The following is a 13,207-nucleotide window of genomic DNA, read 5'->3' as shown; positions in this document are numbered from 1 at the left end:
ACGCTGAGTACGCCCGGAAGCGGACGTTCCTCCTGAAGCATGCGGAGGACCGGTTACCACCCGGAATATTGGGTGCGCGGCTGGCGAACCAAGAAGTTCGGCTGGCCGATCATACTATGGCGTCACTGGCAAGCCCGTCGCCTCGTTTCGCTTCAACTTCATGCGGGGCTAGCATCTCGCCGGAAGGGCTGTCCAAACAACAGTTATTGAGCAACGGCATATGAACGTTCGTCGAACTAAATTGTTGTCTGTCGGACATTGTTATGCTTCCGACTGATTCTCGAGGCTTTGATGACTGAATTCGATAGCGTCTTGGACTGCATTTACGAAGCGGCCGCACTACCGCAGCTTTGGCCCGACGCGTTGGCGCGAATAAATCGCTTGGCGGCGGTTGATGCAGGCGCACTGTTTGTGGTGCCGCATGGCGAGGTTAAATGGACTGCTACGTCCAATTTCAGCGACACGGTCTCAGCGTTTATTGACGAAGGGCGGATGCCTGACAATCCTCGCAATCGGCGCGCACTTGCTCTGCAACACGCCGGATTTATCGTCGATCAGGACCTCTTTTCGGAGGAGGAAATGGCGACGGAGCCACTTTTCTCCGAGTTTCTGAGACCAAGAGGTTGGGGATGGGCGTCAGGGTCCACCATATTGCTGCCGACTGGCGAAGTCTTGACGTTCCACTTTGAGAATCGCCTTGATCGCGGGCCTGTGGGTCGCGATGCAGTATCCATGCTCGATGAACTGCGCCCCCATTTAGCACGATCGGCCCTTATAAGCTGCCGATTGGGGCTCGAACGTTTGAATGCATCACTTACCGGTATCGAAGCGATCGGATACCCAGCGGCAGTCATCGGTAATGGAGGCCGGGTCATGACGGCCAATTCGAGTTTCGATGGCCTAGACTTGCTGGTAACCTCTACCACATCCGGGCGTTTTGTCATCAAAAACAAGATCGCCAACGATCTCATACAGAAAGAATTGAACAAAATTTCGCGGGGCTATAGCAATGCTAAGTCAGTCGCTATTCCGGCTCACAACGACCACGCTCCCGTTGTTTTTCACTTGATCCCAATCCGCGGGAGAGCGCACGACTTGTTTGTGTCCGCAGAAGCTTTTCTCATTGCGACTGTCGCAAGTCGCCCAAAAGCACCGTCATTCGAAATTCTCAATACGTTATTCGATCTAACGCCGGCGGAAGCGCGCGTTGCACGCCTTCTGACTTCAGGGTTAAGCGCGGCTGAGATTGCAAAAGTCGGAAAAGTGTCGATCGAGACAGTCCGCGGCCACATCAAATCTATGTTGCAGAAATCGGGCATGCATCGCCAAGCCGATTTCGTCGGGTTTCTGGCCGGCATCAGCTTGAAAAATTCATCCTAGAGCGTTTCCGCCGAACGTTGCATCGATTGTGATGTGACGAGCTCGGTTCGGGCTGATCCTCCCTGTTGAAGGAGGTCTGCTCTGCCCGGGCATGTCGGTATTCGCACCGACAATAGCAGTCATGGCGACGAACTCGGCCGCACGTATGGATGCGTGCCGAGCCCATTCGGCCGTTCGGCGCCAACTGCCGACATTGAGTGCGCCTCCGCAAGACAGGCGTTGATCCAAAAACGGCCTGCGTATGCTGATTTCCAATCCTAGGCATTCTGGCGAAGGGAACGCGGCGTTTCCCCGAAGGCCGCCTTGAAGTCGCGCGAGAGATGGGCGCTGTCGGCGAAACCAGCCCCCATGGCGATGTCGGTGAGCGAACTCTTGCTGTTCAGGATCAGCCAGCGTGCATATTTTAGCCGCAGCTTGCGCTGGAACGCCGCCGGGCTCTGGCCCACTGAGGCGCCGAACAGGCGCTCGAGCTGCCGAGGGCTGACCCCGACATAGCGCGCCACGGCGGCGATCGGCGGGGGATTGTCGAGCCGCTGCTCGATGAAATGCGCCGCCTGCTGCACTCGGACGTCGAGATTTGGGCCGATCTCGGCATAGAAATGTGCTTGCGGCATCTCGGCCGGGCGCATGTCCTGCAGCATCATGTGCCGCATCGCCTGCTGGGCCTTGTCCCGGCCGCAATGGCGCGCGACGAGATAGAGGCCGAGATCGATCGCGGCGGTCGACCCGGCGCAGGTGATCAGGTCGCCCTCGTCGATGAAGAGCCGCTCGACGCCTGCCGACGATTTCGGGAAGCGCTCCTTGAAGGCGTCGAGCACGTTCCAGTGCACGCAGACACGGCGCGGGCCGACCAGCCCCGCCCGGGCGATGGCGAAGGTGCCGGTGCAGATGCCAAGCAGGCGCACGCCGGAGGCCGCGGCGCGGCGCAGATAGCCGAGCAGGCTCTCGGGGAGAGTGTCGTTGAGATAGTCGTTGCCGCCGCAGACGGCGATGTAGTCGAAACCGGCCGGGTCGAGCAGGCCTGCGTTCGGGGTAACCGAGACGTCGCAGCTCGAGCGACGCGGCTCGCCGTCGAGGCTCATCACGGTCCAGCTCGCATGAAGCTGGCGGCTGCGCCCGCCATGGTCCGCGGCCAACCGCAGCACATCGATCAGGCCGGAGAAGGCGGCGAGCGTGAACTGGTCGAGCAACAGGAAGCCGATCCGCAGCCGCGACACAGGGACTGGCGCGAGCTGCGGCCGGTCGTCGGTCAGGTGAAGGAGCTGCGCGGTGCTCATGTCGTGATTATTCAAATTTTGGGCCGGCGCATTCTAGTCCCTTTTGTGCGCGGCGCGCCAACATGATCGTAGAAGCGCAAAGACGCTCGGCAGAGGAGAACGACGATGACCCGTACCGTCCGGCTGGCCACGGCCATGCTCGCCACCACCCTGCTCACCGCCCCGGCGCTGGCGCAGCAGCCCTCGTCGATCACGGTCGCCTGGTATGGCGGCAATTGGGGCGATGCCTTCAAGGCCTGTGTCGCCGAGCCCTTCACCAAGGCGACCGGCATCGCCGTCAATGCCGAGATCGGCACCTCGACCGTCACTCTGGCGAAGCTGCAGCAGCAGAAGGCGGCTCCGACCATCGACGTCGCCTGGATGGATGGCGGCATCAGCGAACTCGCGCTCGCCGCGGAGGTGACCGACAATCTCGACCCGGCCGCGATCCCCAATCTCGCCAACACTTTGCCCGAGGCGATCTACAAGAGCGGCGCGACCACCTATGCGGTCGGCACCGGCTATTATTCGCTCGGGCTCACCTACAACACCCAGAAGGTCAAGACCGCGCCGACCTCCTGGAACGACCTCTGGAAGCCCGAATTCGAGGACGCCGTCACCATCCCCTCGCCGGCGAATTCATCCGGCGTGCCCTTCGTGATGTTCCTGTCGAAGATCTGGGGCCATCCGGCGGGCGACCTTTCCCCGACCTTCAAGAAGATCAAGGAGTTGAAGGCCGCGCTGTTCTTCGATTCCTCGGGCGCCGCCACCAACGCCTATCAGAGCGGCGAAGCGATCATCGGCGCGCATTTCAACGTCGGCGCCTGGGATCTCGCCGACAAGGGCCTGCCGATCGGCTTCGTCGTGCCCAAGGAAGGCGCCTGGGCGACCGATGCCCGGCTCCATCTGGTCAAAAGCACGCCGAAGAAGGACGTTGCTTCGAAATTCATCAACCAGGCGCTGACGCCCGAGGCGTCCGGCTGCCTCGCCGAGAAGCTTTATCTCGGCCCGTCCGTGAAGAACGTCACGGTCAAGCCCGAGACGGCGCGCAAGCTGCCCTGGGGCGAGACCGGCTCGGTCAAGAACCTGCAATTGTTCGACTGGGCGGAGATCAACGGGCTGCGCTCGCGGGTCGTCGACGAGTGGAACCGTCAGATCGCCCGCAAGTAAGCGACAGGTGAGCGAACAGCCACGAGCATCACGAGCCGCAGCATGAGCACCCCGATCCTTGCCATCGACGGCCTGTCCAAGCATTTCGGCGGACAGGCAGCCCTGACGGCGATCGACCTCGCCGTCGAGCAGGGCGAGTTCATCGCCCTGCTCGGGCCGTCGGGCTGCGGCAAGACCACGCTGCTGCGCTGCATCGCCGGCTTCCTGACGCCGGAGGCCGGCACGGTCAGGCTGGCGGGCGAGGATGTGACGCGGCTGCCGCCCTATCGGCGCCCGCTCAACACCGTCTTCCAGAACTATGCGCTCTTTCCGCATATGAGCGTGGCGGAGAACGTCGCCTATGGGCCGCGCCGGCAAGGCACTGCGAAAGGCGAGGCGGCAAAGCGCGCCGACGAGGCGCTGGAACTCGTCGGCCTTGCCGGCTTCGGCGAGCGCCTGCCGGCACAGCTCTCCGGCGGCCAGCAGCAGCGCGTGGCGCTGGCGCGTGCCATCGTCAACCGGCCCCAGTTGCTGCTGCTCGACGAGCCGCTGAGCGCGCTCGACCTCAAGCTGCGCAAGAAGGTCCAGAGCGAGCTCAAGCAGATCCAGCACCGGCTCGGCATTGCCTTCCTGTTCGTGACGCACGATCAGGACGAGGCGATGAGCATGGCCGACCGGATCGTGCTGATGAATCGCGGCCGCATCGAGCAGATCGGCCGCGGCCAGGACATCTACGCCCGCCCGGCGACCCGCTTCGCCGCCGACTTCATCGGCGACGCCAACCTGCTCGAGGTCGAGCGGCGCGGCGACGGCAGCCTGTCCCTGCTCGGCGGCGCCGTGATCCTTCCCGCCGCAGGCGCGCCGCAAGGCACATTGACCGGCGTGCTGCGGCCCGAGGACATCCTCATCGCACCGGCGCCTGCCGCCGAGCATCTGGCCCTGCCGGCCGTCCTCTCCGACATCGTCCATGTCGGGAGCCATGCCCATGTCGCGCTTTCCGCCGGCGGCACCGTCTTGACGGCCAGGCTGGCGCCATCCGCGCTGGCCGGCCTGAGCGCGGGCCAAGCGGTCTTCGCCAATATCCGTCTCCCGGACCTGCGCCTCGTGCCGGGGGATGCGTCGTGAGCCGGACGCTGCGCCCGGTCGTGCTGCTTTGCGCTCTGCCGGCGGCGTTCTTCGTCGCCTTCTTCCTGGCGCCGATGGCGGTCGTCCTGATCGCGAGCCTGACGACATCCGCGGGCCAGCCGACCTTCGCGCACTACCTGCGCATCCTCGCCGACGCCTATCACTGGGATGTGCTCTGGGTGACATTCCGCATCGGCGCGCTGACCACGCTCATCTGCATCCTGATCGGCTACCCGCTCGCCTGGTATCTCGTCCGCACCGTGCGCTGGCGGCCCTGGCGCCGGTTCTGCGTGATCCTGCTGGTCGTGCCGCTGTTCACCAGCAATATCGTCCGCTCCTTCGGCTGGATGGTGCTTCTCGGCCGCAACGGCCTCGTCAATGACGGCCTGATCGGGCTCGGCCTGATCGAGCGGCCGATGCGCTTCCTCGGCACCGAGCTCGGCATCCTGATCGGCCTTATCTATATCCTGCTGCCCTTCATCGTGCTGGCCGTCGGCAACGCGCTGGCCAAGGTCGATCCGGCGCTCGAGCATGCCTCCGCCGATCTCGGCGCGACGCCGGCCGGCACCTTCCGCACGATCATCTTCCCACTCAGCCTGCCCGGTTTGATGGCCGGCGCCGTCATGGTCTTCATGCTGGCGGTCAGCGCCTATGTCACGCCGGCACTGCTCAGCGGCGGGCGGATCACCGTCTTCTCGATGCTGATCTTCCAGCAATACAGCTCGGTCTTCGACTTCAACTATGGCGGCGCGCTCAGCATCACCATGCTGGCGCTGACGCTGGCGCTCGTCACCGTCGCCGGGCGCCTCGGTGAACCGAGGAGGGCCTGAGATGGTCGCGCTCATCCTTGTCAGGATCGTCTCCTGGGCGGCGCTGGCCTATCTCGCGCTGCCGCTCGTCGTGCTCGTCGGGGCGTCGCTGACCACGACCAGCTTTCTCGCCTTCCCGCCGCAGGGGCTCACCCTCGCCTGGTACGGCAAGATGCTGGGCGATCCGTCTTATGTCTCGGCGTTCACGACCAGCACCGTGCTCGCGGTTGCCGCGACCATCGTCGCGATGCTGCTGGCAGTCCCCGCGGCCATCGCCATCGCCCGGTATCGCTTCACCGGTCGCCGCCTGCTCTCCGAGACGTTGATGTCGCCGCTGATCCTGCCGCATGTCGTGCTCGGCGCGGCGCTGCTGCAATATGGCAGCACGATCGGCCTCGTGCGCAGCTTTCCGGCACTGCTCGTCGGGCATGTCGTGATCATCATGCCCTTCGTTCTGCGCGCCGTGCTGCCGCAATTCACCGATGAACAGCGCAGCCTGGAGGATGCTTCCGCCGACCTCGGCGCGCGACCGCTGACCACCTTCTTCCTGGTGACGCTGCCGCAGATCCACAGCGGGCTCGTCAGCGGCGCGATCTTCGCCTTCATCGCCTCCTGGATCAATGTCGAGCTCAGCATCTTCAACACCACGGCCGAGCTGACCACGATCCCGGTCAAGCTCTTCAATTACGTCCAGTACACGATCGACCCGACCATCGCGGCAGTGTCCGGCCTGACGATCATCGTCGCCGCGATCGTGATCGTGCTGCTCGACCTCACCATCGGCCTCGACGTGCTTTCGGAGCGACGCCGCTAACCCTCACAACTGTCTTTCAAAGGAGCCGCACATGCGCCAGCAGAATGTCTTCGACGTCGTCTACACGCATACCGAGGGTGAGCCCCTCTGCATCATCCATAGCGGGATTCCGTACCCCGCTGGATCGAGCATCCTGGAGAAGCGCCGCTTCCTCGAGGAGAACTATGACTGGCTGCGCTGCGCCCTGATGCGCGAGCCGCGCGGGCACAAGGACATGTTCGGCGTGTTCCTGACGCCGCCGTCGAGCCCGGACTACGATGCCGGCCTGATCTATATCGACGGCACCCAGTACTCCCATATGTGCGGTCACGGCACGATCGCGGTGGGCATGGCGATGGTCGCGCTCGGGCTCGTCCGGCGCGGCGCGAACGGCCGCACCACCATCCGCTTCGAAACCACCGCCGGCCTGGTGACGGCCGAGGTCGCCAATGATGGTCCGGAGGTGCTCTGGACCCGCTTCGAGAACGTGCCGGCCTATGTCGCAGCGCAGGACGTGCCGTTCGACCTGCCGGGCGTCGGCTCGCTCAAGGCCGACATCGTCTGGGGCGGCAACTACTTCGGCATCATCGACCTGCGCGGCACCTCGCTCAGGATCTCGCCGGAGAACGGCTCGGAGCTCTCCCGGCTCGGCATCATCGCCCGCGAACAGCTCCGCCAGAAGGTCGCGATCCAGCATCCGGCTTCGGCCCATATCAACAACTTCAACTTCGTCACCTTCTGGCACGAGCCGACGATCGAGGGCGCCTTCTACAAGAACGTCCACGTCTTCTCGGCCGGCCAGCTCGACCGCTCGCCCGGTGGTACCGGCACCAGTGCGATGATGGCGATGTACGAGGCGCGCGGCCTCATGAAGCTCCAGCAGCCGATCCGCTCCGAGGGCCTGCTCGGCTCCGGCACCTTCGAGGGCTGCCTGATCGGCGAGACCAGCCTGAACGGGACGCGGGCGGTGCGCCCGACCGTGAAGGGCACCGCCGGTTTGCTCGGCACCGCGCGCTGGACGATCAACCGCGACGATCCGGTCGACGCGGGGTTCCTTGTGGCTTGATCAAGCATCGCGCCGGGATAGCAGTCCTGTTGTCCCGGCGCGGCCATTCAACTGCATGCGCTTCCTGGTCGCGCCACTTGCGGACTCTCGCCCCCGGTCCACAAGCGGACTTTCCTCGCGACGCGATCTGGCTGCCGCGTCACCTGCGATCGGCATTCAAAGACGATGTAAATTCGCGTACGAGGTTGATGAATTCCTTGAACGCAGCGGAAGGGTTCTTTCGTCCAGGGTAGTAGAGGCAAAGCGGCGCCACCGGTTTCATCCAGTCCTCCAGGACGCGGATCAAGCGGTCGGACTCGACGTCTTCACGGACATCCGATTCCATGAACAGACCCAGGCCGATCCCGCGCAGGACGGCGGTGCGCGAAAGGCTGGCCTCATCGAGGGTGATGGGCCCTTTGACGTCAATCTGAACCGGCTGGCCATCTTTCTCGAAGTGCCATTTGTAGATGCCGCCATTGGGCAACCGGATGCGGATGCAGGCGTGATTGAGCAGATCGAGAGGCACGCGCGGCAGGCCGTGCGTCTCAAGATACGCTGGCGAAGCCACGACCACATAGGACCTAGGCCGCCCGATCGGAACAGCGATCATGTCGCTGGGCACGAAATCCGCGCTTCTGACGCCTAAATCGAAGCCATCGGCCACGACATCGAGCAAGCGGCCTTCGGTCACTAGGTCGATATGAACCTGCGGATATCGGCGCAGATACTCGAGCACCACCGGCTCCAGGATCTCGCGGGCTGCGGTCGGGAAGGCGTTTATCCTGATCGTCCCGGAAGGCACTTCTTGCTGTGACATGGCGCTATCCATGGCGCTGTGAATGTCGACAAGCGCCGGACCAACCTGTTCTACGAAATTCAGCCCAGCATCGGTGAGCGAGACGCTGCGGGTCGTTCGATTGAACAGGCGAACGCCGAGTTGCCGCTCGAATTTGGCAATTAGATTGCTCAACGCCGTGGTCGAAATCTGCAGTTCCACGGCCGCCGCCCGGAACGACTTCCGCCGCGCGATCGCCATGACGGCATCCAGTTCGATGAGATTGTGGCCGATCATTGTCCCGGATTTCGCAACGTTTCATCCCAATTTATCCCGATTATCAATCACCGTGTCCAGCGCTAAGTTGATGTCCGTGGAAGCAACTGCTGAGGCAAGATCTCAACAGGTCAGCCGGCGGCCAGGTCTGCAGAATTCAACGCTGAGGATGGCAACAATGTCTCTTGAACTGCCTTCACCGATCGCGCGGTACTTTACCGCAGACCTCGATCCCAATCCCCAAGCGATGGCCCATTGCTTTTCGGACACCGCTACTGTTCGGGATGAGGACCACGTCCACACTGGCAGGGACGAGATCCGCCAGTGGAAAGTGGAGTATTCGAAGAAATTCACCGCGACTTCGACGCCGATTGCGATCGAACGTGAGCGCGGCCGCACTGTCGTGACCTGCCACGTCGAGGGAAACTTCCCGGGCAGCCCGATCGGCCTGCGTTATTTCTTCCGCCTGGAAGGCGACAAGATCGGCGAACTGGAGATCACCCTGTGAACCCGTTCATCAGCCTCGAAGGCAAGCGGGCGCTTGTGACGTCCGGCACCCGTGGCGCAGGCGCCGCAACCGTCAAGCTTTTCCGCGAATTGGGCGCCCGGGTCCTGACCAGCGCCAGGTCGAAGCCGGAAGAACTGCCGGCCGAGATGTTCGTCGGCGTCGATCTCACGACGCCGGAGGGCTGCGCGCAGCTGGCACAGGCCGTCCAGGAGCGCTTGGGCGGAGTCGACATCATCGTGCACATGCTGGGCGGCTCTTCTGCCCCGGCAGGAGGATACGAGGCGCTCACCGATGAGGTATGGCGCAAGGAGCTCGACCTCAACCTGATGCCGGCCATTCGCCTCGATCGCGAGCTGGTGCCGGCGATGACGGCGCAAGGCAGCGGTGTCGTCGTGCACGTCACTTCCATCCAGCGCGTCATGCCGCTGCCGGAAGCAACGATCGGTTACGCGGCGGCGAAGGCGGCGCTTGCTTCCTACAGCAAGAGCCTCTCCAAGCTGGTCTCTCCCAAAGGCGTTCGAGTCGTCCGTGTCTCGCCGGGATGGATTGCAACGGAGGGATCCATTCACTTCGCGGAGCGCCTTGCCGAGCAACAGGGCGTCAGCGTCGAGGCGAGCACGAAGATGATCATGGATTCCCTCGGCGGAATCCCGATCGGCCGCCCGGCCAGCACGGACGAAGTCGCAAGCCTGGTCGCTTTCGTTGTCTCTGACCGAGCGGGAAGCATCACCGGAACCGAATACGTCATCGATGGTGGGACCGTGCCGACGGTCTAGGTGGCCTCCGCCCTACCGTCAGCCCAAGGGGTTGGGGTCCTTACCCGGCTCTCCTGGGCCCAGGGCACCGGTATGGGCGTAGATCGCGTCGCGAAGTTGCCGGATCAACTCGTTGAGCTTCCCGAGCTGCCCAACCGTCTGGCCGGACGCTTCGAGCAGATTTGCGTTCAGGCAGCCGGCACGAAATCGAAGAGCGTCGCCTTCCGGGGTGAGCGCGATGATGACCTGGCGCTCGTTTTCTGGATTGCGGGTACGCCGCAATAAGCCGGCCGCTTCCATCCTCTTGAGCAGCGGCGTGAGCGTGCTGGATTCCAAGGCCAGTTGATGAGCGATGCCGCCAACCGTCTGGGCGTCGTCGCGCCAGAGGACATTGAGGACGAGATACTGCGGATAGGTGAGCCCTAGCCCATCGAGGAGAGGCTTATAGGCCCGCTGGATCGCGATCTCTGCCGAATAGATCGAGAAGCAAAGCTGGTCGTCCAGTGGCACTGGAGGGGTGGTGATGGCTTTGGTCATCAGCGGCCTTTCACTGCGGTTCACGGAACCGTGATCTCGAAAAGATATATCGCGACAAATGTCTGATTGACAAGGATGGCGGTAATCGGCATATCTGTTATCGCAATAACAGTTAGCGCGATATTCAAGCGAAGGAGCACTGTCATGAACAAGTCCATCCGCAACACCCTTCTCGCCGCAGCCGCCATCGGCACCATGTCGCAGGCCGCTCTCGCCCAGACTGCGAGCACGGCGCAGCCTGCCAAGAATGTCGTTCTGGTTCACGGCGCTTTTGCCGACGGATCGGGATGGCGCGGCGTCTATGACCTGCTGACTGCTCGCGGGTACCGCGTGACGATCGTCCAGAACCCGCTGACCTCGCTCGAAGACGACGTCGCCGCCACCAAGCGGGCACTCGACAGGCAGGACGGGCCCACGATCCTCGTTGGCCATTCCTGGGGTGGCACCGTCATCACCGAGGCGGGCGTCGATCCCAAGGTCACCGGGCTCGTCTATGTCTCTGCTTTGTCTCCGGATGCCGGCGAGACGACGGCCCAGCAATATGAGGGCTTCGCGCCAGCGACCGAGTTCGTTCTCGACAAGGCGCAGGACGGCTTCGCCTTCGTCGACCACGCCAAGTTCAAGGCCGGCTTCGCCCACGATGTCTCCGACGCGGACGTCGCCTTCATGCGGGACTCGCAGGTGCCGATCAACCTGTCGGCCTTCGGCACCAAGCTGAAGAACGCCGCCTGGCGCACCAAGCCGAGCTGGGCCGTCATCGCCAGTGAGGACAAGGCCTTCGATCAGGCGATGCTCGATCACATGGCCAAGCGCATCGGCGCCAAGGTCACGAAGGTCTCGGCCAGCCATGCCCTCTTCATGACCCAGCCCAAGGTCGTCGCCGATGTGATCGACCAGGCCGCTCGCCAGGCGTCGTCCGCCGCGAAGTAACGGCCAGCCCGCATCGCGGTCCCCGAAACGGCCCAGCGCCGAACTGGAAAGATCGAACCATGACTGATGCCTCCGCCCCCGGCGATGCCGGGGGCTTCGAACGACGCGCGCGCGAAAACCAGGCGGAGCGCAGAGCCAATATCAAGACGATGTACGACTTCATCATCTGCGGTGCCGGTGCGGCGGGATCAGTGATCGCGCGCCGCCTGGCGGAGAACCCGGCCTGTAGCGTTCTGCTGATCGAGGCCGGCCCCGATGACGAGGCAGAATCCGTCATGGATCCCGGCTTGTGGCCCACCAATCTCTCTTCGGATCGCGATTGGGGATTCCAGGCTGAGCCCAATCCGCACCTCGACGGCAGAGCCCTCTCGATGTCGATGGGCAAGGGCCTCGGCGGCGGCTCCAGCGTGAACGTCATGGTCTGGGCACGCGGCCACCGCAGCGACTGGGACCATTTCGCGGCCGAGACGGGCGATGCCAGCTGGAACTACGGTTCGGTTCTCGACATCTATCGTCGGATCGAGAACTGGCAGGGTCGGCCGGACCCGGAATACCGGGGCACGACCGGGCCGGTATGGGTCCAGCCCGCGAACGACCCGAGCCCGATCGCCGCCGCTCTGCTGAATGCGGCGGAAGGCCTCGGTATTCCACGCTTCGAAAATCCCAATGGCCAGATGATGGAAGGCGAGGGAGGGGTTGCCTACACCGACATGCTGGTCCGCAAGGGACGGCGACACTCCCTGTATCAGGCCTATGTCCAGCCCATCGCCGATCGTCCCAACCTCACAATCCTCACTGAGACAGTCGTTCGGCGGATCCTGTTTGACGGACGCCGCGCGACGGGTATCGAGATCGCACGCGCCGGCACGATCTCGGCAATCAACGCCAGCACGGAGGTCGTGATCTCAACGGGTGCGATCAATACGCCAAAGCTGCTCATGCTGTCTGGGGTAGGCGATCGTGACGAGCTTGCGCGGCTTGGGGTTCCGGTTGTCCAGCATCTTCCTGGGGTTGGCCGCAATCTGCAGGATCACGTCTCGTTTGGCTGCACATGGGAGTACCGGGAGCCGATCCCGCCGCGCAACAGCGGCAGCGAAGCGACCCTGTACTGGAAAAGCCGTCCCGACCTCACCGAACCGGACCTGCTGTTCTGCCAGGTGGAGTTTCCGGTTCCGAGTGAGCGAACGGCCCAACTGGGCGTTCCGGCTCACGGCTGGACAATGTTCGCGGGACTTGCCCGCCCGCATAGTCGGGGCCGGATACGCCTGAAATCCGCCGATCCGAATGACATGCCTGTCGTGGACGCCAACATGCTGTCGGATCCAAGGGACATGGAGACCGCTCGAGCCTGCGTGAAGCTCTGCCGCGAGATTGGCAGCGGAGACGCCTTCCACCCGTTCGTTATCGGGGAGCGCATCCCTGGGGCCGGCCGGCAGGTCGATGATGCTTTCATTCGCGATGCAGCGGTCACCTATTGGCATCAGTGCGGCACCGCGAAGATGGGCTCGGACGATATGTCTGTCGTTGATGCCAAGCTCGCTGTGCATGGGATTATCGGCCTGCGGATTGCCGATGGCTCGGTATTGCCTCGTGTTACGACCGGCAACACCCAGGCTCCTTGCGCAGTCGTCGGCGAGCGAGGAGCCGACATCATGCGACGGCAGTACGGGCTCGAGCCCTGACTTTCCAATGATTGGTGCTGAAGCGCGATGGTCGCGCTTCAGCAGTGGCTGCATGATCGGCATGTTCCGTTAGCCGACCTTGCTGCGCCATTAGCAGACTCTAGCTCATTGCCCGAAAGCGGACCTTCGCGGTGCGGTCGCCTCATGACTGGAACCGATCCATAGGCGACATTGACGTATTGGG

The 13,207-nt window shown here is 63.4% G+C and carries 13 protein-coding genes; 10 read left to right on the top strand and 3 right to left on the bottom strand.

Going from position 1 to position 13,207, the window contains the following annotated elements; genetic code table 11:
* Positions 1–291 precede the first annotated feature (291 nt).
* A complete protein-coding gene (locus tag ASE66_RS31715) occupies positions 292–1,380 on the top strand; it encodes a helix-turn-helix transcriptional regulator (RefSeq protein ID WP_082613849.1) in 1,089 nt (362 codons plus the stop codon).
* 257 nt (positions 1,381–1,637) lie between these two features.
* On the opposite strand, the gene ASE66_RS29585 is transcribed toward ASE66_RS31715, so the two are convergent.
* Positions 1,638–2,657, bottom strand: coding sequence for a GlxA family transcriptional regulator (locus tag ASE66_RS29585; protein ID WP_057193573.1), 1,020 nt, complete (start codon positions 2,655–2,657; stop codon positions 1,638–1,640).
* Positions 2,658–2,762: 105 nt separating this feature from the next.
* Between ASE66_RS29585 and ASE66_RS29580 the strand changes: the two genes are divergently transcribed.
* Genes ASE66_RS29580 through ASE66_RS29560 form a run of 5 tightly spaced genes read left to right on the top strand, consistent with a single transcriptional unit; the run spans position 2,763 to position 7,578 of the window.
* Positions 2,763–3,806, top strand: coding sequence for an ABC transporter substrate-binding protein (locus ASE66_RS29580; protein WP_057193572.1), 1,044 nt, complete (start codon positions 2,763–2,765; stop codon positions 3,804–3,806).
* Positions 3,807–3,848: 42 nt separating this feature from the next.
* On the top strand, positions 3,849–4,910 hold the full coding sequence (locus ASE66_RS29575) for an ABC transporter ATP-binding protein (protein ID WP_057193571.1): 1,062 nt from the start codon (positions 3,849–3,851) through the stop codon (positions 4,908–4,910).
* Positions 4,907–5,740, top strand: coding sequence for an ABC transporter permease (locus ASE66_RS29570; RefSeq protein ID WP_057193570.1), 834 nt, complete (start codon positions 4,907–4,909; stop codon positions 5,738–5,740). The genes ASE66_RS29575 and ASE66_RS29570 overlap by 4 nt, the downstream gene beginning before the upstream one ends.
* A 1-nt stretch (position 5,741) precedes the next feature.
* Entirely contained in the window at positions 5,742–6,533 is a 792-nt protein-coding gene (locus ASE66_RS29565; RefSeq protein WP_057193569.1) for an ABC transporter permease, read from the top strand.
* 31 nt (positions 6,534–6,564) lie between these two features.
* A complete protein-coding gene (locus tag ASE66_RS29560; protein WP_057193568.1) occupies positions 6,565–7,578 on the top strand; it encodes a proline racemase family protein in 1,014 nt (337 codons plus the stop codon).
* 139 nt (positions 7,579–7,717) lie between these two features.
* On the opposite strand, the gene ASE66_RS29555 is transcribed toward ASE66_RS29560, so the two are convergent.
* Entirely contained in the window at positions 7,718–8,632 is a 915-nt protein-coding gene (locus tag ASE66_RS29555; RefSeq protein ID WP_057193567.1) for a LysR family transcriptional regulator, read from the bottom strand.
* A 157-nt stretch (positions 8,633–8,789) separates the two neighbouring features.
* On the opposite strand from ASE66_RS29555, the gene ASE66_RS29550 reads away from it, so the two are divergent.
* Both ASE66_RS29550 and ASE66_RS29545 read left to right on the top strand, forming a co-directional pair.
* Complete coding sequence (locus tag ASE66_RS29550; RefSeq protein WP_057193566.1) at positions 8,790–9,119, top strand: nuclear transport factor 2 family protein; 330 nt, start codon at positions 8,790–8,792, stop codon at positions 9,117–9,119.
* Positions 9,116–9,895, top strand: a complete 780-nt coding sequence (locus tag ASE66_RS29545) for an SDR family oxidoreductase (protein WP_057193565.1) — start codon at positions 9,116–9,118, stop codon at positions 9,893–9,895. Before ASE66_RS29550 ends, ASE66_RS29545 begins: the two co-directional genes overlap by 4 nt.
* Before the next feature lie 18 nt (positions 9,896–9,913).
* Here the strand turns inward: ASE66_RS29545 and ASE66_RS29540 are convergent, their stop codons facing one another.
* Positions 9,914–10,411, bottom strand: coding sequence for a MarR family winged helix-turn-helix transcriptional regulator (locus tag ASE66_RS29540; RefSeq protein WP_057193564.1), 498 nt, complete (start codon positions 10,409–10,411; stop codon positions 9,914–9,916).
* Between the two features lie 144 nt (positions 10,412–10,555).
* Between ASE66_RS29540 and ASE66_RS29535 the strand changes: the two genes are divergently transcribed.
* Both ASE66_RS29535 and ASE66_RS29530 read left to right on the top strand, forming a co-directional pair.
* On the top strand, positions 10,556–11,341 hold the full coding sequence (locus ASE66_RS29535; RefSeq protein WP_057193563.1) for an alpha/beta fold hydrolase: 786 nt from the start codon (positions 10,556–10,558) through the stop codon (positions 11,339–11,341).
* A gap of 59 nt (positions 11,342–11,400) precedes the next feature.
* On the top strand, positions 11,401–13,023 hold the full coding sequence (locus ASE66_RS29530; RefSeq protein WP_057193562.1) for a GMC family oxidoreductase: 1,623 nt from the start codon (positions 11,401–11,403) through the stop codon (positions 13,021–13,023).
* Positions 13,024–13,207 lie beyond the last annotated feature (184 nt).

This window comes from Allobosea sp. Root483D1 (genome assembly GCF_001429505.1).
GTDB lineage: Bacteria > Pseudomonadota > Alphaproteobacteria > Rhizobiales > Beijerinckiaceae > Allobosea.
Note: the sequence above shows the minus strand (reverse complement) of the source record. Positions and strands in the feature narration are given on the sequence as shown.